The organism is Mycolicibacterium fluoranthenivorans (assembly GCF_011758805.1).
In the GTDB taxonomy this organism is placed as follows: Bacteria; Actinomycetota; Actinomycetes; order Mycobacteriales; family Mycobacteriaceae; genus Mycobacterium; species Mycobacterium fluoranthenivorans.
On record NZ_JAANOW010000001.1, the window covers coordinates 516,713 to 540,563 of the forward strand.

General features: G+C 68.5%; 24 protein-coding genes. 9 read left to right on the forward strand and 15 right to left on the reverse strand.

What is annotated here, in order from left to right; translation table 11 throughout:
* Window positions 1–9: 9 nt before the first annotated feature.
* Together FHU31_RS02515 and FHU31_RS02520 are read left to right on the forward strand one after the other, a co-directional pair.
* On the forward strand, window positions 10–1,113 hold the full coding sequence (locus FHU31_RS02515; RefSeq protein WP_167155503.1) for a CoA transferase: 1,104 nt from the start codon (window positions 10–12) through the stop codon (window positions 1,111–1,113).
* Window positions 1,107–2,420 carry an amidohydrolase family protein gene (locus FHU31_RS02520; RefSeq protein WP_167155505.1) on the forward strand — a complete coding sequence of 438 codons (1,314 nt, stop codon included), beginning with the start codon at window positions 1,107–1,109 and terminating at the stop codon, window positions 2,418–2,420. The genes FHU31_RS02515 and FHU31_RS02520 overlap by 7 nt, the downstream gene beginning before the upstream one ends.
* Here FHU31_RS02520 and FHU31_RS02525 read toward each other — a convergent pair.
* From FHU31_RS02525 to FHU31_RS02575, 11 genes are all read right to left on the reverse strand, one after another.
* Window positions 2,417–3,871: an aldehyde dehydrogenase family protein gene (locus FHU31_RS02525; RefSeq protein ID WP_167155508.1), complete on the reverse strand. Its 1,455-nt coding sequence runs from the start codon at window positions 3,869–3,871 to the stop codon at window positions 2,417–2,419. The genes FHU31_RS02520 and FHU31_RS02525 overlap by 4 nt on opposite strands.
* Window positions 3,872–4,001: 130 nt before the next feature.
* On the reverse strand, window positions 4,002–4,766 hold the full coding sequence (locus tag FHU31_RS02530; protein ID WP_090362992.1) for a GntR family transcriptional regulator: 765 nt from the start codon (window positions 4,764–4,766) through the stop codon (window positions 4,002–4,004).
* Window positions 4,767–4,835: 69 nt separating this feature from the next.
* Entirely contained in the window at window positions 4,836–5,615 is a 780-nt protein-coding gene (fabG, locus tag FHU31_RS02535; protein WP_167155511.1) for a 3-oxoacyl-ACP reductase FabG, read from the reverse strand.
* Window positions 5,616–5,626: 11 nt separating this feature from the next.
* The gene (locus FHU31_RS02540) at window positions 5,627–6,622 is read right to left on the reverse strand and encodes a phosphotransferase enzyme family protein (RefSeq protein ID WP_263988187.1); all 996 of its coding nucleotides are present in this window, start codon (window positions 6,620–6,622) and stop codon (window positions 5,627–5,629) included.
* Window positions 6,619–7,284 (reverse strand): microcompartment protein, encoded by a 666-nt coding sequence (locus tag FHU31_RS02545; protein WP_167155514.1) that lies wholly within the window; start codon window positions 7,282–7,284, stop codon window positions 6,619–6,621. Before FHU31_RS02545 ends, FHU31_RS02540 begins: the two co-directional genes overlap by 4 nt.
* A gap of 3 nt (window positions 7,285–7,287) precedes the next feature.
* A complete protein-coding gene (locus FHU31_RS02550; protein ID WP_029106444.1) occupies window positions 7,288–7,569 on the reverse strand; it encodes a BMC domain-containing protein in 282 nt (93 codons plus the stop codon).
* 11 nt (window positions 7,570–7,580) lie between these two features.
* Entirely contained in the window at window positions 7,581–7,829 is a 249-nt protein-coding gene (locus tag FHU31_RS02555; protein ID WP_167155517.1) for a EutN/CcmL family microcompartment protein, read from the reverse strand.
* 25 nt (window positions 7,830–7,854) lie between these two features.
* Window positions 7,855–8,334: a hypothetical protein gene (locus tag FHU31_RS02560; protein WP_167155520.1), complete on the reverse strand. Its 480-nt coding sequence runs from the start codon at window positions 8,332–8,334 to the stop codon at window positions 7,855–7,857.
* A complete protein-coding gene (locus FHU31_RS02565) occupies window positions 8,331–8,942 on the reverse strand; it encodes a BMC domain-containing protein (protein ID WP_167155523.1) in 612 nt (203 codons plus the stop codon). The genes FHU31_RS02560 and FHU31_RS02565 overlap by 4 nt, the downstream gene beginning before the upstream one ends.
* Window positions 8,943–8,946: 4 nt before the next feature.
* Window positions 8,947–10,494, reverse strand: a complete 1,548-nt coding sequence (locus tag FHU31_RS02570; RefSeq protein WP_167155526.1) for an aldehyde dehydrogenase family protein — start codon at window positions 10,492–10,494, stop codon at window positions 8,947–8,949.
* Window positions 10,491–11,771: a class-III pyridoxal-phosphate-dependent aminotransferase gene (locus FHU31_RS02575; protein WP_167155529.1), complete on the reverse strand. Its 1,281-nt coding sequence runs from the start codon at window positions 11,769–11,771 to the stop codon at window positions 10,491–10,493. The genes FHU31_RS02570 and FHU31_RS02575 overlap by 4 nt, the downstream gene beginning before the upstream one ends.
* 185 nt (window positions 11,772–11,956) lie before the next feature.
* On the opposite strand from FHU31_RS02575, the gene FHU31_RS02580 reads away from it, so the two are divergent.
* Window positions 11,957–13,498 carry an APC family permease gene (locus tag FHU31_RS02580; RefSeq protein WP_167155532.1) on the forward strand — a complete coding sequence of 514 codons (1,542 nt, stop codon included), beginning with the start codon at window positions 11,957–11,959 and terminating at the stop codon, window positions 13,496–13,498.
* Between the two features lie 3 nt (window positions 13,499–13,501).
* Here FHU31_RS02580 and FHU31_RS02585 read toward each other — a convergent pair whose 3' ends face one another.
* The 3 genes from FHU31_RS02585 to FHU31_RS02595 are packed head-to-tail and all read right to left on the reverse strand — an operon-like array spanning window position 13,502 to window position 15,662.
* On the reverse strand, window positions 13,502–14,386 hold the full coding sequence (locus tag FHU31_RS02585; RefSeq protein ID WP_167160537.1) for an alpha/beta hydrolase: 885 nt from the start codon (window positions 14,384–14,386) through the stop codon (window positions 13,502–13,504).
* A 50-nt stretch (window positions 14,387–14,436) separates the two neighbouring features.
* Window positions 14,437–15,123, reverse strand: coding sequence for a GntR family transcriptional regulator (locus tag FHU31_RS02590; RefSeq protein ID WP_420372079.1), 687 nt, complete (start codon window positions 15,121–15,123; stop codon window positions 14,437–14,439).
* Between the two features lie 20 nt (window positions 15,124–15,143).
* Window positions 15,144–15,662, reverse strand: a complete 519-nt coding sequence (locus FHU31_RS02595; RefSeq protein WP_167155538.1) for an HD family phosphohydrolase — start codon at window positions 15,660–15,662, stop codon at window positions 15,144–15,146.
* Window positions 15,663–15,771: 109 nt separating this feature from the next.
* Here FHU31_RS02595 and FHU31_RS02600 point away from each other — a divergent pair, with 109 nt between their 5' ends.
* Genes FHU31_RS02600 through FHU31_RS02625 form a run of 6 tightly spaced genes read left to right on the forward strand, consistent with a single transcriptional unit; the run spans window position 15,772 to window position 21,481 of the window.
* Window positions 15,772–16,887 (forward strand): TIGR03364 family FAD-dependent oxidoreductase, encoded by a 1,116-nt coding sequence (locus FHU31_RS02600; RefSeq protein ID WP_167155541.1) that lies wholly within the window; start codon window positions 15,772–15,774, stop codon window positions 16,885–16,887.
* Window positions 16,888–16,896: 9 nt separating this feature from the next.
* The gene (locus FHU31_RS02605) at window positions 16,897–17,583 is read left to right on the forward strand and encodes a phosphonatase-like hydrolase (RefSeq protein ID WP_167155544.1); all 687 of its coding nucleotides are present in this window, start codon (window positions 16,897–16,899) and stop codon (window positions 17,581–17,583) included.
* A gap of 15 nt (window positions 17,584–17,598) precedes the next feature.
* Window positions 17,599–18,651: a 2-aminoethylphosphonate ABC transporter substrate-binding protein gene (locus FHU31_RS02610; RefSeq protein ID WP_167155547.1), complete on the forward strand. Its 1,053-nt coding sequence runs from the start codon at window positions 17,599–17,601 to the stop codon at window positions 18,649–18,651.
* Window position 18,652: 1 nt separating this feature from the next.
* Window positions 18,653–19,819, forward strand: coding sequence for an ABC transporter ATP-binding protein (locus FHU31_RS02615; RefSeq protein WP_167155550.1), 1,167 nt, complete (start codon window positions 18,653–18,655; stop codon window positions 19,817–19,819).
* Complete coding sequence (locus FHU31_RS02620) at window positions 19,816–20,709, forward strand: 2-aminoethylphosphonate ABC transporter permease subunit (protein ID WP_167155553.1); 894 nt, start codon at window positions 19,816–19,818, stop codon at window positions 20,707–20,709. Before FHU31_RS02615 ends, FHU31_RS02620 begins: the two co-directional genes overlap by 4 nt.
* Window positions 20,684–21,481, forward strand: a complete 798-nt coding sequence (locus FHU31_RS02625; RefSeq protein WP_167155556.1) for an ABC transporter permease — start codon at window positions 20,684–20,686, stop codon at window positions 21,479–21,481. Before FHU31_RS02620 ends, FHU31_RS02625 begins: the two co-directional genes overlap by 26 nt.
* A 151-nt stretch (window positions 21,482–21,632) precedes the next feature.
* On the opposite strand, the gene FHU31_RS02630 is transcribed toward FHU31_RS02625, so the two are convergent.
* On the reverse strand, window positions 21,633–23,834 hold the full coding sequence (locus FHU31_RS02630) for an acyl-CoA dehydrogenase family protein (protein ID WP_167155560.1): 2,202 nt from the start codon (window positions 23,832–23,834) through the stop codon (window positions 21,633–21,635).
* Window positions 23,835–23,851 lie beyond the last annotated feature (17 nt).

The following is a 23,851-nucleotide window of genomic DNA, read 5'->3' on the forward strand; positions in this document are numbered from 1 at the left end:
GATGGCGGGATGACCGAGGTGGGTGTTCCGCAGCAGATCTGCGCACGCGCCCAGCAGATCGCCGACCGGTTCGCGCTGCGCACCGGCGTCACCGTCGATGCCACCCAGGTGCTCACCGGCCGTGCCGTGCAGCTGGGCTGGGCGCCCCGGGGCAGGATCTCCGCGGGCGGTGCCACCCGCCTGCTGCGCGGGGCAGACGGCTGGTGCGCACTCACCCTGGCCCGCCCCGACGATATCGACGCGGTGCCCGCACTGGTCGGCGCCGATGTCGTCACCGATCCGTGGCAGGCGGTGCAGTCCTGGATCGAGCGGCACGGCGCCGTCGAGACCGTCGCGCGGGCCCGGTTGCTCGGTCTGCCCGCCGCCCTGCTCGGTGAAACCGCAGCGGCCACACCGCGACTGCACCGCACCGGGACGGCGCGGATCCGGCCGTGGGCCGATCTGCTGGTCGTCGACCTGTCGTCGATGTGGGCCGGGCCGTTGTGCGGGCACCTGCTCAGGGCCGCCGGCGCCACCGTGGTCAAGGTCGAGAGCCCGCGCCGCCCCGATGGCACCCGTGCCGGACCGGCTGCCTTCTATGACTGGATGAACAGCGGAAAGCTCTCCTATTCGGTCGATTTCGATGACACCGAGGCATTGCGCCGGCTGCTTGCGGTGGCCGATGTGGTGATCGAGGCCTCGCGGCCGGCCGCGCTCCGGCGGCGCGGGCTGGGCCCCGACACCGTCGCGCCCCGCGACGGCCGGGTATGGCTGCGGATCACCGGGCACGGCGGAAACGGTGCGGCAGCGGACTGGGTGGCATTCGGCGATGACGCCGCGGTCTCCGGGGCGCTGGTCGGATATGACGGCGGCGGGCCGGTTTTCGTCGGTGACGCCCTCGCCGACCCGCTGACCGGTCTGCACGCGGCCGATGCGGTGGCCGAATCCCTGAGCCGGGGCGGGGGAGAACTCATCGACATCTCGATGGCGGCGACGGCGGCGCGCTACGCGGGCCTCGGGGGCGAGTACCGCTGTGCGAGAGCACCGGAGGCTGGCCGCGCCGCACCGGAGTTGGGTGCCGATAACGCCCGAGTTCAGCGTTTGGTCGAGGAAAGGTGGTCCGTGTCATGCTGATTCGGCGTGCAACCCTGCTGGATGGCGATGTCGTCGATATCCGGGTGGACTCCCGGATCGCCGAGGTCGCCCCGGCGCTGGAGCCCGTCGACGGGGAACAGGTGCTCGACGCCGGGCTCGGACTGGTGATCCCCGGTCTGCATGATCACCATGGGCACGTGCATTCGGCTGCCGCTGCGGCAGATTCGCTGCGTGTCGGCGTCGGCGAGGTGCACGACCGCGACGACCTGGCCCAGGTGCTGGCCGATGCCGAGGTCGGGGATGACGGTTGGATCCGTGCCATCGGCTACCACGAGGCGGTGGCCGGCTCCCTTGACCGGGACGGACTCGACGCGTTGGCCCCGTCGGTGCCGGTCCGGATCCAGCACCGCAGCGGTGTGCTGTGGACCCTCAACTCGGCCGGCCTGGCGGCCGTCGGGCTCGCCGATCACCCCGACGGTCGGCTGCGCAGTGCCGACCGGTCCTGGTCGGATGCGCTCAAGCGCCGGGATACCGCCGTCGATGTTCTCAGCCGGCGCCTCAGCCGGTACGGGGTCACCGGAATCACCGATGCCACACCGGATCTCGACATCACCGATATGGTGCTGCTGGCTGAGGTGCACCGCCGCGGCGGTCTGCGTCAGCACGTGCACCATCTCGCCCCCGGCAAACGCATCCTGCACGACGAGGATCTGGATCTCGGCGAACTCACGGCCTGGATCGGGCGCCGTCACGACGAGGACGCACCGGTGGCGCTGCACTGTGTGACCGCCGCCCAACTGGTCGTCAGCCTCGCCGCGCTGGGCGATGCGGGTGTGCATCCCGGTGACCGCATCGAGCACGCGGCGGTGGTGCCCGACGATCAGCTCGACGTGCTCGCCGGGCTGGGGGTCACCGTGGTGACCCAACCCAACTTCGTCGCCGAACGCGGCGATCAGTACCTCGCAGACGTACCGGCCGCGGAACACCAGGACCTGTGGCGACTGGCATCCCTGCTGGAAGCCGGTGTGCCGGTGGCGCTTTCCACCGACATGCCGTTCGGCGACGGCAACCCGTGGGCGGCGCTGCGTGCGGCCGTGCACCGTGTCACCCCGTCGGGCGCCGTGCTGGGGGCGCGGGAGCGGATCGACGCGCGGACCGCGCTGACCCTGTTCCTCGGCGACGCGGCCGAGCCCACCCGGGCCCGGACGGTGGCGCCCGGTGCGCCCGGCGATCTGTGTGTGTTGGCCGCCCCGCCCGAGGATGTCCTGTGCGATCTGGATGCAAAGTGGGTGGCGGCCACCATCATCGACGGCCAGGTGGTCGGCCGGGATGAGCGGCGTGACTAGAGCGCAGCCCAGACCGACTTGGTCTTCAAGTAACCGTCGAGGCCCTCTTTGCCGAACTCATGGCCCCAGCCGGACTGCTTGTAGCCGCCGAACGGCACATCGTGGTCGAACACCAATTGGCAGTTGATCTGCACGCTGCCGGCGTGCAGGCGCTTCACGAGCCGGTGACCGCGGCTGATATTGGTGGTCCACACGGTGCCGGCGAGCCCGTAGGTGGTGTCGTTGGCCATTGCGATGGCCTCGTCCTCCTCGTCGAACGGGATGATCGAGACCACCGGCCCGAAGATCTCCTGCTGATAGAGGCGCATGCCGGGATCGACATTGGTCAGCACCGTCGGATGGACGAAGTAGCCCTTGCGGTCGAGTCGGTGACCGCCGGTGACCACCTCGGCACCGTCACGCTTGCCCTCCTCGATGAAATCCAGGACGCGGCTGAGCTGTTTGGCGCTGATCAACGGGCCGCTCATGACGCCCTCTTCGCTCGGGCCGCCGTACTTCATGAAATTCGCGACGCCGGCGATGCCTTCGACGACCTGTTCGTACACCCCTCGTTGTACGAAGATCCGCGAACCACACACGCAGCCCTGGCCGGAATGCACGAAGATGCCCATCGCCGCGCCGAAGATGGCCTTGTCCAGATCGGCGTCGTCGAAGATCAGCACGGGTGATTTTCCGCCGAGTTCCAGCATCACCTTCTTGAGGTTGCCCGCCGAGGCGGCCACGATCATCTTGCCGACCTCGGTGGATCCGGTGAAGGCCACTTTCTCGACATCGGGGTGAGCACTGATCGCCGCGCCCGCGGTGTGTCCATAGCCGGTGATGAGGTTGACCACACCGTCGGGCACACCGGCCTCGTGGATCAGGCGATCCAGCAGAAGCGCCGAAAGAGGGGTCTCCTCAGCGGGTTTCACCAGGCTGCTGCACCCGGCGGCGAGTGCGGGAGCGATCTTCGCGCAGGCGTTGAAGATCGGCCCGTTCCACGGGAAGATCAGCCCGACGACGCCGTAGGGCTCCTTGAGGGTGTACGCGTGCATGTCGACGTAGCTGTCGGCGGCGATGCCGGTGGTCTTCACGTCATAGGCGGTGCCGTTGATCTTGGAGCACCAGCCGGCGTAGTAGCGGAAGAACTCCGCGCAGGTGGGTACCACCATCTCCGACTGCAGCTTCATCATTCCGGTGTTGGCGGAGTCGATTTCGGCGAACTCGGCCGCATGCTCGTCGATGAGATCCGCGATCCGCCACATGATCTTGGCGCGTTCACGGCCGGGCAGCCCGGCCCAGACCCCGGCCTCGAAGGACGCCCTGGCGCGGATGACCGCTTCGTCGACCCCGGCTTCCCCGCAGTCGGTGAACTCGGTGATCTGCTCCTCGGTCACCGGGTCGATGATCGGGATGACCTCGCCGGTCCCGGGGCGTGTCCGAATCTCGTCCAGAACCGCCTGCAACGTCATCGTCGACCCTCTCGTCGTGCCACGGCGCAGAGGTGCGCCACTATGCTGAGCACCTGCTTAGCACTGTGGCGGCCGAAAGGTCAATACCTCGTTGGCCGAATCGGAGAATGGGATTCTCCGAACAGCGAGGTCAGCCGGTCTGGCGCTGCAAACTGATGGACGCCGGTTCACCGTCGGCGCCCGCGAGACCACGCCCCTGTGCGGTGACGGCCAGTGCGGTGCGATCCCCGCGGAACAGATCCCGGGAGTACTCGTAGGGAGTGCCGTTCTGATCGTGCGTCACGCGGGTGATGAGCAGCAGCGCCGCTTTGGGCTTGATGCCCAGCAGGGTGGCCTCGTCATTGGTCGCGCTCACGGCTTCGATGCGTTCGACCGCGCGCCCGGCCGTCAGTCCGTATTCGGATTCCAGGATCTCGTAGAGCGATCCGCGCAGCGGTTGCTCCAGCAGTCCGGGAACGGTGTCGGCCGGAAACTGCGCGTGCTCCAACGAGATCGGCGACCCGTCGGCCAGCCGTACCCGCTGGATCTCGACCACGTAGTCGTTCGGTCCGAGCTTCAGTGCGTGTTGGGTGCCGTGGTCTGGCACGCCGATCTTCGTCGACAGCACCCGTGTGCCGGCGACGTAGCCCTGGTGAGCGAGGAACGCGGGGACCCCGACCACGTCGGCGAGATTGCGCTCGACCTGGCCGTGGCTGATGAAGATACCGCCGGCCCGGCCGATCACCCGGTGCACCAGACCCGCTTCCTCCAGCGCCGCGAGCACCTGGCGCAGGCTGGACCGGCTGGTGCCGTAGCGCTCGGCGAGATCCCGTTCGCTGCCGAGCTTGGCTCCGGGCGTGCCGGCGTTCACGTCTGCCACGATCCGGCGCCGCAACTCTTCGCTGTGAGTTGCCACCCGCGCCCCCTTGTCAGCTGTGCGATCCCGCCGGTCTTATTGGTATAGCCAATTCTAACCGCAGGTGTCTCAGAGTTCGGCGATAGCCAGGTGCGATTCGGGCAGAATCTGCCCACCATCGACGACCAGCGACTGTCCCGTGATGTAGGCGGCCTCGTCCGTGGCGAAGAAGAGTGCTGCGTTGCCGATGTCGGCCACCGAACCGAGCCGGCCGGCGGGCACGGCGGATGCCATTTGGTCGAGGTATTCCTGACCCATTTCGCCGAGCCCGTCGGTGACGATGTTGCCCGGCAACACCGCGTTGACGGTGATCTTCTTCGGGGCGAGTTCCATGGCGGCGGTGCGCAGGAAGCCCAGCTGGGCGGCCTTGCTGGCACCGTAGTGCGACCAGCCCGGGTAGCCGGTGATCGGTCCCGTGATCGACGAGGTGATCACCACCCGGCCGTGTCCACTGGATGTCAGCGCGGCCAGCGCGGCCTGCACGATGTACACGGTGCCTTTGAAATTCACCGCGAGCACCGCCTCGATATCGTCGGGGGTGAGGTCCTCCAGCCGTCCCGACGGGAAGATGCCGGCATTGGCGCAGACGATGTCGACGCCTCCGTACCTGCGGACCGCCTCGGTCACCGCCCGGCGGGAATCCTCGGGGTCGCAGATGTCGGCACTGATCCCGCTCACCCGACCGGGCAAACCGGCCAGCGCGGCCACCGTGCGATCCAGATCGTCGGAGTTGCGGCCGGTGATCACGACGTCGACGCCGGCGCGTGTGAACGTCTCGGCGATCCCGCGGCCGATCCCCTTGCTGCCGCCGGTCACTATCGCGGTGCGGCCCTGCAGTGATGTGAACATGGTGGTGCCCTTCAGAAGTTCAGTGTGTGGCCATCGGAGGTCAGGTACCGCTCGGCCAGCGCGCAGCTGCCGGCGGCATAGCTGATCGCCTTGGTGGCGGATTCCCGGGAGTGGCTGTGGCTGCCCATCCACGCCAGCAGCAGCAGCCGGCGCAGCAGGACGAACGAGGCCAGCATGTCCTCGTCGGCAGCGGCCAACTCGCGCCGGGTGCGGTAGCCGCTCACCCAGGCGTCCTGCCATTCCGGCAGCGCCGGATCGTCCTCGATGAAGGACACCGCGGTGCCGAAATCGTAGAAATACCAGCCGAATCCACAGTCATCGAAGTCGATGACGGTGATCTGGGATCCGTCCGGGTCGACCAGCAGATTCGCCAGCCGCAGATCGGCGTGGATCAGCCCGTAGGCCTCGGGCCCGGTGCCGTACTCGGTGAGCCGGTGCCGGAGCAGCGTCTGAGCCCGCTCGAGCAGGGCCCGTTCGGCCGGACCGACCCCCTCGGCGTCCTCCCAGCGGCCCCATCGCGGCGTGGCACCGAGGCTGTGCTCCCAGTCCCAGGAGAACCGGCCGAAGCCGGCCGGCCGGGTCCAGGCCCTGGCGTGGTCATGCAGCGCGGCGGTGATCCTGCCCAGCGTGTGGAAGTCCTCACGCGTCAGCGCGTTCTCGTCCGGCTCGACTCCGTTGACCATCCCGAAATGCACGACATGACGGGGTGATCCGCCGGGATCGGGGCCGTCCACGGTGACCACCCGGCGTCCGTCGCGGGCGGGCAGCACGGTCGGTACCGTGACATCGCCCTCGGCTTTCAGCGCGGCCAGCCAGTCCAGCTCCGACTCGATCTCGTGCGGCCGGTGATAATCCTGCCGGTGCACCCGCAGGATCGACCGGCTGTCGCCGTCGGTGACGAGGTAGGTGGCGTTCTCCGACAGGTTCAGCAGCCGCAGTGACGCGCCGGGGGAGATGTCGTAGTGCGCCCGCGCCTGTTCGGCCACCGCGCGGTCGTCGGCGATCACGAGTGGTCCCGTCCCTCGATCCGGGCGAGTACCGAGGTGATCTGATCGCGGGCCGCTGTCACGTCGGCGGTGCTGCCGCCGATGTAGAGCCGCCCGGCCGCGCCGATCATCTGCACATCCACCACGGTAAGCCCGGGCGCCACCCGTTCGGCCTCGTTCGCCGCGACCGCGGCGAACAGGGCCGGGGTCATCTCGTACACCAGCAGCGACTGCCCGGGCAGGATCATCGACGCCTGCCGGTTGCGGTTCAGGATGACCGCGTGCTGATCGGTGATATCGGTGATGATGTCGTGATAGAGCACCCGCGGCCGGAGCTGGTCGGACGCCGTGTTGCCGGTGCCCGCGAGGATCGCCTCGCCGGCGCGGCGCACCTCGTCCAGATCGGCCGAATGGATCTCCAGCACACCGAATTGCCGTTCCACGTAGAGGATTCCCGGTTGGATGCCGGGTACCTCGCGCAGCGCCAGATCGATCACCCGCTCGATCGCCAGCGCGGGGGACACCTCCACGATGAGGGCGTGCTCACCCGCATAGGGTGGATAGCCCCGGGCCCGGGTCGGGGTGCCGAGGTAGGCGGCGAACTGGCGCTGCAGATCCTCCACCATCAGGTAGACGCGGATCTGGGTGTGAATCCGCGTGTGCTCCTGCGCTTCGGTCGGCATGGGTTACTTGCCGGCGACCGCGAAGTGCGCGCCGAGTTCGTTGTGTGGGCGCGGGATGACATGCACGCTGACCAGTTCGCCCACCTGGGAGGCCGTCTCGGCGCCGGCCTCGGTGGCGGCCTTCACCGCACCCACCTCGCCGGTGACGATGACGGCGACCAGGCCGTCACCGACCTGCTGACGATCGGTGATGGTGACGTTGGCGGCCTTGACCATGGCGTCCGCGGCGGCCAGCGCAGCCACGTAGCCCTTGGTTTCGATGAGACCGATTGCATTGCTGGACATGGTTGTTCTCCTTATTTGTTGGGATTTGTATCGATGGATCCGATGATGAGTGCGTCCACCGGGGGCGGCGTGCCGGTGAACCAGCTCGAGGCCACTGACCCCTGGGCGATCAGGACCCGCTCGCCCACGCCGGTGCCGAGGACGTCGAAGGCGATCAGGCTGCTGCCTCCGTCGACCTCGACTTCCAGGAAGGCGCCCGCGGGAATGCCCGCCACGCGGCGGGTCGACCAGACATTGCCGGTCACGGTCGCTGTAATCAATTGCGCTCCTTCGTCGCTGGGGCGATCATGTGCGCTCCTTCGTGATGGTGATTCCGAGCATCCGCGCCTTCTCCCGCGCCAGCGGGGTGAGCACGGCCCGGCGGCCGAGGACCAGCGTGCCGCCGGCCAGGTCGGCGATGTGTCGTTCGGTCACCGCGCCGCTGTCCACGCGGTGCACCGCACCTGCGGGGGTGGCTTGGGTGGTGTTGCCCAGCCGAAACCGCAGCCGGCCCGCCTTGATGTCGGCCCGGTTCTTCGGATTCTCGAACAGCCGCAGCAGTTTCCGCACGAAGCCGTCCAGGTCGGCATCGCTGGTCAGTCGCACCGTCTCGGTCCGGTGGCGCTCGTCGGCCGCGCGTGGACCGGTGGGGTCCGGGCCGGCCTGCTGAACGGGACCCGTGGGCGGCGGGGGCGGGGTGGTCCGGATACCGATGCCGACATCCCGGACTGCTTCGCGCACCACCTCCCGCACCAGCGTGCGGAGTTCGTCGCGGTCCATGCTCACGCTCGGGCCAGGGCATCGCGAGCGGCGTCCGCGGCCTGGCGGACGTCGGCCTCGGCACCGGAGAGGTATACCCGCCCCGTCGCACCGATCATCCGGAAGTCGACGACCTTGATGTCGGCGGCCTTCTCGGCCTCGTTGGTGGCCAGGATGGCATAGGACGCGGGCTGCACTTCGAGCACGAACAGGGATTCGCCGGCCAGCACCATGGAACCGATCTTGTTGCGGTTGATCAGGAATGCGTGCTGATGGTCGATGCTGGAGATGATCCGAGAAGCCAGGATGGTCGGCCGCACCGCGGCGTGCGAGTCGCCGCGTCGAGATTCCAGCAGCGAATCCAGCGCCGCGTCGGCGGCGGCCTGCACCGCACCCGTCTCGCCGTGGAACTCCAGGTAGCCGAATTGTCGCTCCACCACCAGGATTCCGGCCTTGACCTCGGCATGCTTGAGCGCCACGTCGGTGACGCCCTCGATGTCCAGGCCGGGGGCGACCTCGATGATCTGGGCGGCCTGGTTCGCCCGCGGCAGCGCACCCTTGATCCAGGTACCCAGATACGACATCGTCTGCGGCTGCAGGCGGTCGATGAAGATGAAGGAACGGAGTTCAGCCACGGATCTACCTCTTGATCAGTTGTGCGAGTTCTTCGACGACCAGGGCGCGCAGTTCGGCGCGCAGGGCATCGAGATTCGGGTCGGTCGAGCGCGCCGGTGCGGGGTATGCCGGCCGCGGCGGGGTCAGGGTCGCGCCGCGATCGTTGGAGGCCCGCGGGTACGCGGGAACCGGACCGGACGGTGTCCGCCACGGCACGATGCCGCCGAAATCGCCCATCGGCACCGCGCTTTCGGTGTTGTAGGCGATGCGGGCCCAGTTGATCAGGTTCTGCGGTGCCAGGTTCTCGCCGATGGAACTGCGACCGACGAATCCGGTGCCGATGGTCATCGACGGTGCCAGGTTGGTGTCCAGGCCGGAGCTGCCGGTGCTGTTACCGACGTTCACCGATACCCGCAGCACCGGCACCTGCGCCGCGAAATCGGCGATCACCGAGGGGTTCTCGCTGTGGATGGCCGCCGAATGACCCGCACCGCCGATCCGCACCACGGCCCGGGCCGCGCGGATACCGCGGGCCGCATCCGCGGCGGTGGTCATCCCGAGAACCGGGGAGAGTTTCTCATGGGCCAGCATCTCCTCGGCGATCACATCGCCGAACGGAGCGATGAGCACCTTGGTCTTCTGGGTGACGCGCAGACCGGCCTGTCCGGCGATCCACGCGGCGTCGCGGCCCACGACCTCGGTGTTGAGCCGGCCGTCGGCGAACATGTAGGCCCGCAACCGCCGTGCGCCGTCCTCGTCGAGGAGGTGTGCTCCAGCTCTGGTGAGGGCCCCGCGCAGCTTGTCGGCGATGGAATCCTCTGCGATGAGCACGGATTCGTTGGTGCACAACACCGAGTTGTCGAAGGCCTTGCTGTCCACGATGCGCGTGGCGGCCGCGGCCAGGTCGGCGCTGGCATCGACGAACACCGGCACATTGCCGGGCCCGACGCCCAGCGCCGGGTTGCCCGACGAGTATGCCGCGCGGACCACGCCCGTTCCGCCGGTGGCCACGATGACATCGGTGCGGTCATCGGCCATCAACGCCTGCACCAGCGGAATCGACGGCTCGTCGACCACCTGCACGACACCGTCCGGTGCGCCCGCGGCGACCGCCGCCGCCGCGAGCACCCGGGCCGCGTCGGCCGAGCAGCGGGCGGCCCGCGGGTGCGGCGCGAGGACGACGGCATTGCGGGTCATCAGGGCGAGGATCGTCTTGAAGTACACGGTGGCAACGGGATTGGTGGTCGGCGTCAAGGCCAGTACCACCCCGGCAGGGCGGGGGAGTTCGACGATCTTGCGGGCGGCGTCGATGCGCGGTGTCACGTAGTCGTCACCGCGGTAGTAGTCGACGATGCCCCGCGAGCACGCCCGGTTCTTGGTCGCCTTGTCGGCCACCACGCCCATCCCGGTTTCGGCGACCGCCTCGGCGGCGAACCGTTCGGCTTCGGCGTGGGCCGCCTCGGCCACCGCGTGCACGATCGCCGACACGGCTGTCGAGTCATACTCGGCATAGGCCGCGGCCGCCCAACGGGCCCGTTCGAGCATGTGGCCCGCCTGTGCGGTGCTGGTCATGTGTTCTTCCTTCCCCGCGCAGCGGTTTTGGCCCGGGCCACGGCGACGTCGAGCCGGTCCAGCACGTCCTCACACAGTTCTCGGGAGAGCAGCAGACCCGGTTTGAACTGCAGTACACGGGGATCCAGGGTCGAGAAGATGGCCCACACCCCGTTCTCGTAGAGCTCACGCATGACGAACTTGGCGCCTTCGGGGTGGTCGAACTCGAGGCCGATCACCACGCCGTTCTGCCGGATGCCGATGAACCAGTCCGGCTGGCCGGCCTGGATGCGGCGTAGCCCGTGGTCGAACAGATCGGAGATGTAGTGCACCATCGAGCGCACCTCGGGACGGCAGCTGATCTCCAGGGTCTTGATCGCGGCGACGCAACCGAGTTCGGCCCCGCCGAACGTCGAGATGTGTCCGAAACCGTCCTGATCGAGCCACTGTGCGGCCCGGTCACCCAGCAGTGCCGCGGTGATCGGGTACATGCCACCCGACAGGCCCTTGCCGGTCACCATGATGTCCGGCTCGATCCCGTGCTTGGTGATGGCCCACAGCTCGCCGGTACGCATCAGTCCGGTCTGCACCTCGTCGGCGATGTAGAGCGTGCCGTGTTTCTCGGTGGCCGCCTTCACCGCTTCCAGATAACCCGGTGCGGGAAGCGGGAATCCGTAGGTGGCCGGAATGGTCTCCATGATGACCGCGGCGATATCTCCGGAGGCCAGTACGCGCTCCATCGCGTCGATATCGTTGAACGGCACCTGGAGGAACTCGTCGGGGTTGTCGGACAGGAAGAGTTTGGCAAACCGATCGTCGCCGGTGGCGACCGCCAGTCCGGTGTGACCGTGGTAGGCCTTCACGATCGAGACGATCTTGCGGCGCTGGGTGGCGTGCCGGGCGCTCTTGAGCGCGATGTCGATAGCCTCACCACCGCCGGAGCCGAAGGCGACCTTCTTGATCGACGCCGGTGCGGTTTCGACCAGGCGCTGGGCCAGCGCGGTGCGCGCCACCGAGGGAAAGTGGTGGTTGCCGACGTCGAAATGCGTCATGCCTTCTGTGATCGCCTGCATCACTTCGGGATTGCGATGACCGAGGTTGTAGGTGCCGCCGTTGAGATGCAGGTCGATGAGCCGGCGCCCACCCATATCCCACAGGAAGTACCCCTCGCGACGGTCGATCACCAGATCGACACCCGAGTCGGTCCAGAACTGGGTCTTGTCCGGGTTCCAGAACGTCTTCGCGCGCTCGAGCACCTCGGTCTTCGAAGCGAATGAGAACGTGCCGTAGTCGTACATGCGGCTCCTCTGCCGTCACTGGGAAGCTGTGACGACGCCCACCGTAAAACGGTAGGACCAATTATGTCAATGGCTCAAATTGGGTCTTGCGCCAATCAATTGGTAGTGCCAATATACGAGAGGTTCCGGATGTGGCGTGCGCCACATCGAGCCTCCCTCTTCACGCGTGGAAGGTACGTCCATCAATGACTGAGAACGTCGCACCACCTACTAAAAGACCAGCTGGCGGCGCTGGTGACGTCCAACGACTGAAGCGCAACGCGGTGGGCACCATCGGCGTCATCTTCATGGCGGTGGCCACCGCGGCGCCGATCACCGCGATGGTCGGCAATGTCCCGATCGCTGTCGGATTCGGAAACGGTTCACATGCCCCGGCCGGCTATATCGTCGCGACCGTCGTCCTCGGGTTGTTCGCCATCGGGTACGCGACCATGGCCAAACACATCACGGCCACCGGTGCCTTCTACGGCTACATCTCGCACGGTCTGGGGCGCATCATCGGTATGGCCAGCGGTCTGCTGATCACCATGGCCTACATCGTGTTCGAGGCGTCGCTCATCGGGATCTTCTCGTTCTTCTTCCAGAACCTGTTCGCGTCGCAGTTGCACATCCAGGTGCACTGGCTGATCCCGGCGCTGCTGATGCTCACGCTCAACTGCATCCTCACCTATTTCGACGTGAACCTGACGGCGAAGGTGCTCGGGGTGTTCCTGGTGACCGAGATCGTCATGCTGGCCCTGGGTGCGCTGGCGGTGTTGGTCAAAGGTGGTGGACCCGAAGGGTTTGCCGTGGCCGAGACGCTCAATCCGATCGGTGCGTTCACGCCGGCGGCGGTCGCCGGGGCCAGCGCCGGACTGGGCCTGTTCTTCGCCTTCTGGTCGTGGGTCGGATTCGAGTCGACCGCGATGTACGGCGAGGAATCCAAGGACCCCAAGCGCATCATCCCGCGTGCCACCATGATCAGTGTCATCGGCGTCGGCCTCTTCTACGTGTTCGTGTCGTGGATGGCCATCGCCGGCACCGGTCCGCAGCGATCGGTCGAGCTGGCCCAGGATCCCGCCACCTCGTCGGAGATCTTCTTCGGGCCGGTGCGCGGCACCTACGGTGAATGGGCCATCACGGTGTTCAACATCCTGCTGGTGACCGGATCGTTCGCCTGCGGTATGGCGTTCCACAACTGCGCGTCCCGGTATCTGTACGCCCTCGGCCGGGAAGGCCTGTCGCTGCGTCTGCAGAAGACCATCGGCGCCACGCACCCGACGCACGGATCGCCGCATGTCGCGTCGTTCGTGCAGACCGGGATCACGCTGGTGCTCATCCTGGCCTTCTTCTTCGCGGGCATGGACCCCTACGTGCACATGTACACGCTGCTGGCGATCCTCGGCACCATGGCCATCATGGTGGTGCAGTCGCTCTGCGCCTTCTCGGTCATCGCGTACTTCCACTTCCACAAGAACCACCCGTCCAGCGCACACTGGTTCAAGACGTTCACCGCGCCGCTGCTCGGCGGTATCGGCATGCTGTATGTGGTGTACCTGCTCTGGGAGCACAAGGACGCCGCTGCGGGTGCGGCGTCGGGCACGTTGCTGTTCAAGCTGACGCCGTGGATCGTGGTCGGACTGTTCGTGCTCGGGGTCGCGCTGGCCACCTACTTCCGGCTGCGTGACCCGCGCCGCTACGAACTGATCGGCCGGATCGTGTTCGAGGACAACGTCGTCCGAGAGTAGCGCCTAGGTCGCAGCGGTGAACGCCCGCCGCAGTGTCGCAATCTGACTTCCGATGAAGTCTTGTGACACTGCGGTTTTGGGCGCTATGGCATCGAAACCGTGGAACGCCCCCGCGACCACCTCGACCTCGACCGGGACCCCGGCCTCGCGCAGGCGCTGCGCATAGGCCAGGTCCTCGTCGTGAAACAGGTCGTGGGTGCCGACGCCGATCCAGGCGGGCGCAAGCCCGGACAGGTCCGGGTTGCGCGCGGGGACCGCCACCTCGGGATCGGCCCCGCCCAGATAGGCCCGCCAGCCGAATCCGTTGCTGCCCTGGGTCCACAGCCGGTGCCCCGGATCGTCGAACTCCGGGCCCACGGTCCGGTCGTCGAGCATCGGGTAGACCAGGACCTGCGCGGCGAGCGGCACCTCACCCCGGTCCCGGGCGAGCAGGGCCAAGGCGGCGGCCATCCCGCCGCCGGCGCTGGCACCGCCGATGGCCAACCGCGACGGGTCGACGGTGGGCAGCTGCGCCAGCCACGTCAACGCCGCGTAGCAGTCTTCGAGGCCGGCGGGGTACGGATTCTGTGGTGCCAGCCGGTACTGCACGGCGGCCACCGTCGCGCCCAGTTCGCCGGCGTAGCGCCGGCACAACTTGTCGTCCTGCGCCGGGCTGCCCAACACATAGCCGCCGCCGTGCATCCACAGCAGGGCGGGGCCGGGTTTCGCCACCCCGCGCGGGCGGTGCAGGCGCAGCGTGACCCCGGAACTCAGGGTCAGGACCTCCACCCCGTCCGGGACGGAGCGCCCCATCCGCCGGGACAGGTACCGCATCACCGGGGCAGTTTTCGGGCCCACCAGGCCGCGCGGGATGAAACGCGCGATGCGGGCCAGATCGGGGTGGTACATGACATCGGCTACGGGGCTGGGCACCCGCACAGTATTGCGGCAATTCTGTATTACGACAACGAAGTCTCGAAAGCGATCCGGTCACCGCGATAGAGCGCGCGCACCGTCTCGATGGGTACCCCGTCGGTGTCGAGGGAGCGGCGGTGCAGCAGCAGCATCGGCATGGCCGTCGTGGTGTCCAGCAAGCTCGCCTCACGCGGTGCGGCCAACGCGGTCTCGATGCGTTCGGTGGCCGACCCGAAGACCACACCGGTGGCCCGGATCGCCGCATAGAGCGACGTCGTCGGGTCGAAGGTGGTACGCAACGCCCCGAACCGCCCGGCCGCCAGGTAGGTGCTCTCCAGCCCGATCCGGCGTCCGTCGGCGAGCAGCACCCGTTCCAGTTGCATGACGGTGCTGCCCGGCGCGATCGCGAGCGCCGCGGCGAGTTCCGGACCGGCTTCGATATCCTCCCAGCCCACCAGCAGGCGCCCGGGAACGCGGCCACGCTCGGCGGCGCCTTCGGTATAGGAGCGCAGCGACAACGGTTGCACCAGTTTCGGGGCGGCCACTACGGTGCCGCGGCCGCGCCGCTCGATACGGCCCTCGACCAGGAGTTCGTGCAGGGCCTGCCGGACGGTTTCGCGGGCCACCCCGAACCGCACCGCCAGTTCGCGTTCCGGCGGCACCGCATCGCCCTCGTGCAGAGCCTCCAGGATCTCGTCCAGCCCGGTGCGCACCACATACGGTTTGGGCACCGGTCTGGATGGCGGGGAGGTCACCGGTGCAGCACCCGCCGCGCCACGGTCAGCACATCCTCGATGGTCGCACCCCGGGCGCCGGGATCCTTGGCGGCATCGTCATAACGGCGCAACCGCAACGCATCCGGCCACCACGGGTGCGTGACGAATGCGGGGTCGACACCGGGCCCGCCCTGGCGCGCCAGCGACAGCACCGACACCTGGGACGGCGTGTAGCCGGTATCGGTGGCCGCCAGGTAGCGCTTGGCGGCCACATGCGCACCGGCCAGCCAGCCGACACGCTCGCCGAATCGCGGGGTCAGCCATGCGCGGGCCACCGCGTCGTGTTCCGGCCCGGCGTCGATGAGCGGACTGTGCCCCAGGTCGTGCAGGGCGGCGGCGAGCACCAACTCGTCATCGGCGGTGTCCTCGATCGCCTTGGCGGCGGACTGTAGGGCATGGTCCAGCTCGTCGACAGACTCCTCGTCCCACACCCCGCGCAACGAGCGCAGCACGGTGTGCAGTTCCTCGAGGGTTGTTTCGTCGAGAACTCGCATGGCCCAACAGTACCCCAGTTTGGTCTATACCAATTGTTCACTCAGTATTCGGCACCCCAACATGATCAGGTCGGGCGCAGGTCGCGGCGAGGGGCCATGGTCGACCACCATGCGCGTGACGATCATCGGTGGCGGCATCCTCGGCACCGCCCACGCCGTGGAGGCAGTACGACGCGGGCACACCGTGGTGCACCTGGAGCGGGAGACCGAGGCCCGGGGTGCCACGGTGCGCAACTTCGGCCTGGTCTGGGTGTCCGGCCGCTCCACCGCGGAACTGGACGCCGCCCTGCGGTCGCGCGAGCTGTGGCAAGAGCTCGGCGCCGAGATTCCCGGGATCGGATTCCGGGCGGCCGGCTCGATCACCCTGCTGCGCACCGACGCCGAGGTGGCGGTGGCCCGCGAGGCCGTCGACCGCGGCGATGCCGACCACCGCGGGTTCACCCTGCTGCACCCCGAGCAGGTACGTGCCCTCAATCCGGCGCTGCGCGGCACCTTCCTGGGAGGACTGCACTGCGCGCGGGATGCCGTCGTCGAATCCAGGCAGGCGCTGCCCGCCATCCGCGAATACCTGATGGGCACAGGGCGATACACCTTCCTGCCCGGCGTGGAGGCCAGATCGGTGGACGGCCTGACGGTGCGCGACGACCGAGGCGAACGTCACGGCGCCGACCTCGTGGTGGTGTGCGCAGGTGCCGCGCACGCAGGCCTGGTCCGGGAACTCGCCGGTGACCTTCCGGTCCGCCGGGTGCGCCTGCAGATGATGCAGACCGAGCCGCTGGGTGAGGCGCTCACCACCGCCATCGCCGATGCCGACAGCTTCCGCTACTACCCAGGCTTCGCCGGACCGGCACTGGATGCGCTGCGCCGCAACGAACCTCAGGATCCGGTCGCCGCCGACGGGCATATGCAACTGCTCTGCGTACAACGCCTGCACGGCGGTCTGACGATCGGCGACACCCACGAGTACGACGAACCGTTCGCCTTCGACGTGAGCACGCAGCCCTATGCCTACCTGGCGGCGCGGGTCGAGGAATTCCTCGGCGGGCCGCTACCCGCCATCCGGCAGCGCTGGGCCGGTGTCTACAGCCAGTGCACCGATCCACACCAGCTGGTGTGCCGGACCTCGCCCGAGGACAACGTATGGGTGGTCACCGGGCCGGGCGGCCGCGGTATGACGCTGGGGCCCGCCATCGCCGAACACACCGCCGATCTCATCGGAATGTAGGGAGAGCATATGCTGGACAAGCCCATTCAGGTCGCCGTCCTCGACATGGCCGGCACCACGGTCGCCGATGACGGACTGGTCGTCAGCGCCTTCGAGGCCGCTGCCACCGCAGCGGGACTGCCCGCCGACGGCGACGAACGCGATCAGGCCCGCCAATACGTCCTGGACACCATGGGACAGTCGAAGATCGTGGTGTTTCGCGCCCTGTTCGGTACCGAGGACCGCGCCCGGCGTGCCAATGACGAGTTCGAGCGTGCCTATGCCGAACTGATCGACAACGGTCACGCCGCACCCATCGCCGGTGCGGCCGAGGCCGTCACCGAACTGCGCAGGGCCGGGATCAAGGTGGCGCTGACGACCGGGTTCTCCGCGGTCACCCAGGACAAGCTGCTGGCGGCGCTGGGCTGGCAGCAACTGGCTGATCTGGTGCTGGCGCCGGGCGCCGGCGTGCGCAGTCGCCCGTACCCCGACCTGGTGCTCACCGCGTTGATGCGGTTGCAGGCCGACAGCGTCGACAACGTCGCCGTGCTCGGCGATACGAGTACCGACGTCGAGAGCGCGCTGCGTGCCGGTGCCGCCATCGCCGCCGGTGCCCTCACCGGCGCCCACAGCGAGGAAGACCTCCGCGCCGCCGGGGCCACCCACGTGGTGGGCTCCGTCGTCGATTTCGCCGATCTGCTCCTGACCAACCCCTGACCCGTGAAGGAAATCATGTTTCTGCGCAACGCCTTTCGTGCCACCGCGGTGGTGGTGGCCCTCGCCGCCACCACTCTCACCGCCGCCTGCGGTGGGACCGGGTCCGGCGGCTCCAGCAGCGGCACCACCCTCACGGTGTACAGCGCCGATGGTCTGGCGAACTGGTACAAGGGCCGGTTCGCCGAGTTCACCAAGGACACCGGTATCGCGGTCAACCTGGTCGAGGCCGGATCCGGGGAGGTGGTGTCCCGGGTGGACAAGGAGCAGTCCAACCCCCAGGCCGACCTGCTGGTGACGCTGCCGCCGTTCATCCAGAAGGCCGACAAATCAGGGCTGCTGGTGCCCAGCGGGGCTGATACCTCGGGTATCGCCGCGGATCAGGTCGGCCCGCAGGGCCGCTACGTACCGATCGTCGACAACGCGTTGAGCTTCATCGTCAATCCGGCCGCCACCCCCGCCCCGGCGACCTGGGACGACCTGCTGGCACCGGAGTTCAAGGGCAAACTGCAGTACTCGACGCCAGGACAGGCCGGTGACGGCACCGCCGTGCTGGTCCTTCTGCAGCATCTGCTCGGCAAGCAGGGTGCGTTGGACTACCTCGGCAAGCTGCAGACCAACAACGTCGGGCCGTCGTCGTCGACCGGCAAGTTGCAGCCCAAGGTGAGCAACGGAGAACTGTTGGTGGCCAACGGCGATGTGCAGATGAACCTCGGCTCGATCAAGGACGACGGGTCCACGTTCGCCATCTTCATCCCCGCGCACAACGGCACCCGCACCACGGTGTCGCTGCCGTACGTGGCCGGCGTCACCAAGGGTGCACCGCACGCCGAGGACGCCAAGAAACTGCTGGCCTACCTGCTCTCCGATGAGGTCCAGAAGACCGTGGAACCGGACGCGCTCGGTATCCCGGTCCGCGACAGCATCCGCACCGTCGCCGCCGGAACGCCCGCCCCGAACACGCCGGGCGCCGTGCTCAAGGATGTCCAGATCTGGGTGCCGGATTGGAACGCGGTGCTGGCCGACCTCGACGCCGATGTCGCCGCGTATCAGAAGGCGACCGGCAACTGACATGGCCGAGATCAAGGTCGCACGTGCCGGCGTACGGCCCAGGGAATCCGGTGATCCCTTCTCGGCCGGCCCGGCCATCGTCTTCGACCGGGTGGGAGTCAGTTACGGCCGCGGTGCCAAGGCCACCCACGCGCTGGTCGACTTCAACCTGCGGGTCGGCACGGGGGAGACCGTGGCGCTGCTGGGGCCGAGCGGGTCGGGGAAGTCCACCGCGCTGGGCGCGCTGGCCGGCTTCGTCCGGCCGACCTCCGGTGCGGTCCGGCTGAATGGGCGCGATATCACCGATCTGCCGCCGGCCAAGCGCGGTATCGGGGTGGTGTTGCAATCGTATGCGCTGTTCCCGCACATGCGGGTGGCCGACAATGTCGCCTTCGGGCTCAAGGCGCAGCGCGTACCCCGGGACCAGATCGGCGGCCGGGTGGCCGAGGCGCTGGACATGGTCGGCATGGCCGCCTACGCAAAGCGGTTGCCACGTGAGCTCTCCGGGGGGCAGCAGCAGCGCATCGCGATCGCCCGGGCACTGGCGATCCGCCCCAGGGTGTTACTGCTGGACGAACCGCTGGCCGCCCTCGATGCCCAACTGCGCCAGTCGATGCTGGCCGAGCTGCGCCAGCTCAAGGAGTCGTTACCCGATACCGCCATGCTCTACGTCACCCATGATCAGGCGGAGGCACTGGCGCTGGCCGACCGCATCGTGGTGATGAACAACGCCCGGCTGATGGACGTGGATACCGCCGAGAATCTGTGGAAGCGGCCACCGAGCAGTTTCACGGCGGCATTCCTGGGCGGGGCCAACCTGATTCCGTGCACCGTCGGTCGCGTCATCGGTACGTCGGCGTTGGTGACGGTCTCACACAAGACGGTCAGCGCGGAGGCGCCGCAACCGGCCGTCGGCAAGGCCGACTGGGCGCCGGGTGCGCGAGCCCTACTGTGCATCCGTCCGCACGCCCTGCGCATCGTATCGCTGGGCGACCGGGATGCGTTGCGCGCCAGTGTCAATGCGGCAATGTGGCGGGGTGCGGTCACCCGGCTGGTGCTGACGCTCACCAGCATGCCCGACCAGCTCATCGAGATCGACGTACCCGGACATGTCCACTTCGAGACGGGAACAGAAGTGGGCGTGCGGATTCCGGAACCGGCCGGGGTGCTCGTCCGGGCCGGCTCGTGACCGGGAGTACTGCCGTGCTGCTCGACGCGGCCCGGGTCACCCGTGCGCCGCGACGACACCGCGCGCACTGGTGGGTGCTGCCGCCGTTGGCCGTGGTGCTGTTCGCGGCGGTGTATCCCCTGGCGCGGGTGTTCGGCGAGTCGACCCGGCCAGGAAAATGGGTCGAGGTGCTGGGCTCCGCACAGTTCCGGGATGCGTTGTGGCGCACCGTCGCCATCGCGGCGACCTCGACCCTGGGCTGCCTCGTGCTGGGCACCTTCCTGGCGGTCATCCTGGCGTTCGTGCCGTTTCCCGGTTCCGGCCTGGTCGGCCGGCTCATCGACACCGTCCTGTCGTTGCCGTCGTTCCTGATCACCCTGGCCTTCACCTTCCTCTACGGCACGGCCGGAGCGGTCAACGCGGCGATCAGTGCGCTGAGCGGCGACCCGGCACCGCTGCTGAACGTCCTGTACACCCCGGCCGGCGTGATCGCCGCGGAGATCACCTTCTTCACCCCGTTCGTGGTACGACCATTGCTGGCGGCGTTCGCCATGGTGCCGCGCGCCCAGCTCGACGTGGCGGCCAGCCTGGGTGCCGGCCCGCTGCGGGTACTGCGCTCGGTGGTGCTGCCAGAGGCGTGGCCGGCCTTGATGGCCGGTGGCAGCCTGGTGCTGTTGCTCACCCTCAACGAGTTCGGCATCGTGTTGTTCACCGGAGCCAAGGGCGTGACCACCCTGCCGGTGCTCATCTACACCCGCGGGATCGTCACCTTCGACCTGCCGGGCGCCGCGGTGATCGCCGCCGTGCAGGTGGTGCTCTCGCTGGGGCTCTACCTCGCCTACCGAATGATCTTCGCCCGCATGACCTCTGGAAGGGACGGCGACGATGCTGTTGTGGAACCGGCGAAGTAGGGCGGTCGCACTGGCCGTGTTCGGCGTGGTGGTGCTCGTCGTGTTCGTCGCACCACTGGCCACCGTACTGCTGGCCGGGCTGTCCGGCTCGTGGACGGGTGCACTGCCTTCGGGACTGGGTTTGGGCCGGGTCGGCGCTGCGCTCACCGGAGAGAACCTGGCCAGCCTTTCGGTGAGTTTGCAGACCGCCTTCGTCGCCGGCGCGTTCGCACTGTTCCTCGGGACCTGGGCCGCGCTGGCCGCCCGGGACTGTCCGACATGGTTGCGCCGCTTCACCGATGCGGTGTTCCACCTGCCCATCGCGGTGCCCTCGGTGGCTATCGGGCTCGGTCTGCTGATCGCCTTCAACTCCCGGCCGCTGTTGCTGGGCGGCACCCGCTGGATCGTCATCCTGGCTCACGCCGTGCTGGTGCTGGCCTTCGCGTTCAGCTCGGTGTCGGCGGCGCTGGACCGGTTGGACCCGTGCTACCGGCAGGCCGCCGAATCCCTCGGCGCGGGTCCGGTCCGGGTGCTGCTCCGGGTGACGCTGCCGCTGTTGCTGCCGGCCCTTGGCGCGGCCGCGGGACTGGCGGTGGCACTGTCCATGGGTGAGCTCGGGGCCACCGTGATGGTGTACCCGGCGACCTGGAAAACCCTGCCCGTGACCATCTTCGGGCTCACCGATCGCGGCCAGGCCTTGCAGGCGGCCGCGTCGACCGCGATCCTGCTGCTGGTGACGCTGTTGGCACTGGCGGTGCTCGGCCGGATCCGGGGCCGCGCCGCCCTCCGCTAGCGGCGAGCGTGCGTGTTTGCACACCGACACACCGCAAAGTGTGCACGTTTTGCGCACGCTCGGGAACCGTGAAGTCGAGTAGCCGACTGGTATTGGTCTCGCGGCTGATTCGTGAAGGGCTGTTGACCTCAGCTGGGTGAACTATTGCACCTCACTTCAGCAGCGGATCGCGGGGCAGTCCGAGGATGCGTTCGGCGATGGTGTTCCGGGTGATCTCCGACGTACCACCGGCGATCGTCATGGCCCGGTTGCCCAGGTACGCGCGCGCCAGCGTCGGCTTCCCTCCCACCACCGCGGCCGGGCCGGCGAGCGCCATCCCCAGCTCGGTCAGCCGCTGAGTGTGCTCGGCCAGCAGCAGTTTGGTGACATTGCCCTCCGGGCCGGGATCGGTGCCGGCGATGGCACGGCTCACCCGCCGCAGGTTCAGCATCGGCAGGGTGTGTGCCTCGGCGATCACCGCGCCCGCCGCGCGCACGTACTCCGCCGCGATCAACGGCGATGCGGTGTCGAGTAATTCGACCAGCTCATCGAGAGTGAAGCCGGTCGGCGCCGACGAACCCCCACCGATGGAGATGCGTTCGTTGCCCAGCGTCGCCCGCGCCACCAGCCAGCCCTTGTTCACCTCGCCCACCACATCGGCGTCGGGAACGAACACGTCGTCGAAGAACACCTCGTTGAAATGCGCGTCGCCGGTCAGCCCGCGCAACGGATTGACCGTCACGCCAGGGGCTTTCATATCGACGGCCATCATGGTGACACCCGCGTGTTTGGGTGCGTCGGGATCGGTGCGCACCGTCGCCAGGCCCCACTGGCAATGCTGGGCCAGACTGGTCCACACCTTCTGACCCGTGATCCGCCAGCCGCCGTCCACCTTCTTGGCCGAGGTGCGCACGGCGGCGGCATCGGAGCCCGCACCCGGCTCGGAGAACAGCTGGCACCACATCACCTGACCGCGCAGCACCGGCTCCACCCAGCGTGCGCGCTGCTCGGCGGTACCGGCCTGGGCGATGGTCAGGGTCACCCATCCGGTGATGCCCATGTCGGGGATGTCGATCGGTGTCGATCCCCCGGCCGACCCCCTGCCCGCCGCACCGAACTCCTCTTCGATGACGAGCTGTTCGAGTACGTCGGCGGCCCGGCCCCACGGTCTGGGCCAGTGCGCCACCAGATAGCCGGAGTCGACCAGGAAGTCGCGTAGCTGATCGGCGGGCAGGGCACGGGCGGTGGCTGCGGCTTCGGCGGCGGCGGGGCGGTACTGCTCGGCCTCGGCCGGTACGCGGAACGACGCGGTGCGGGCGGCCCCGCTGCGCTGTGCGTCCACGACGTCGAGCAGGGGGTCGGCGCCGTCACCGAGCAGGGTGGCCATGGTGCGAGCCCGTCGCAGATACAGGTGCGCATCGTGCTCCCAGGTGAACCCGATCCCGCCGTGGAGCTGAATATTGTTCTGCGCGTTGAACACCTGGGCGCGGATGGCATGCGACGCCGCGATCGCGGCCGGGAACCAGGCCGCGCCCAGGTCGTCGTTGCGGGCGGCTGCCCAGGTGGCCGACGTCGTCTGCTCGGCCTCGACGAGCATGTTCGCGGCGTGGTGCTTGACGGCTTGGAAGGTGCCGATGGTCCGGCCGAACTGCTCCCGGACCTTCGCGTAGTCGACGGCCATGTCCAGAGTCGCCCAGCTGATCCCGACCGCTTCGGCCGAGGCCAGGATGCGGAACACGGTGCGGGCGCGCCGCGCCGCGCCGCGCAGCACCCGGTCGGCGGGGATCTGGGCGCCGCGCATCGACACCGCGCCCACCGTGCGGGTGGTGTCCAGCGGTTCGAGCGCGGTGACGGTGACACCCGGTGCGTCGGCCGCCACGATGACGAGGTCCTCACCGGCAGCCAGCACCAGGATGTCGGCATCGGGTGCGCCGAGCACCGCGGGCCATTCGGCGGTCGAGGTGTGGTCCTCACCCAGGGTCACCGTGATGTTGAGCCCGAGCGCGGCGGCCAGAGTGCCGTCGGCGAGTCCGGGAAGTAGCTGCGCCCGAACGGAGTCCGGGGCGCACCGGTCGATCGCCACGGCGGCGGCGACCGTCGGCAGGAACGGCCCCGGCATGAGCTCGCGGCCGGCCACTTCTGCCACGACGGCCAGCTCGGCCAACCCGAACCCCGACCCGCCGTACTCCTCGGCCAGCGCCAGCCCGTTCCAGCCGAGATCCGCACCGGCCGACCAGAGGGCCGACGGGTGACCGCCCGGGTTTTGCAGGGTGGCACGCGCGGCCGCGAGGCTGTGTGACCGCTGCAGCTGCCCGGCCGCCGCGGCGGCCAGGTCCCGGTGTTCTTCAGTGATGGCCAGCGCCGACTTGCTCATGATCAGCGAAGTTACCC